This window comes from Rhodococcus sp. IC4_135 (assembly GCF_011602025.1).
In the GTDB taxonomy this organism is placed as follows: domain Bacteria; phylum Actinomycetota; class Actinomycetes; order Mycobacteriales; family Mycobacteriaceae; genus Rhodococcus_F; species Rhodococcus_F baikonurensis.
Genome location: NZ_JAAOLG010000158.1, coordinates 1 through 258 on the forward strand (window position 1 = coordinate 1; position 258 = coordinate 258).

Genomic DNA, 258 nt, shown 5'->3' on the forward strand with positions numbered 1-258 from the left:
GGAATCCGTTGCTGCGTGAAGTGGTCACCGAAGACGAGATCGCAGAGATCGTGGCCGCGTGGACGGGTATCCCGGTCGCCCGGCTGCAGGAAGGTGAGCGGGAGAAGTTGTTGAAGCTCGACGAGATCCTGCACGAGAGGGTCGTCGGTCAGGACGAGGCGGTGCAACTGGTCGCGGACGCGGTGATCCGGGCGAGGTCCGGTATCCGTGATCCGCGCCGGCCGATCGGTTCGTTCATTTTCCTGGGCCCGACGGGCG

Annotated in this window: 1 pseudogene; it reads left to right on the forward strand. The window is 65.5% G+C overall.

Annotated elements, in window-relative coordinates:
- Window positions 1-258 (forward strand): annotated as a pseudogene (locus tag G8767_RS35435) (hypothetical protein); the annotation flags it as partial.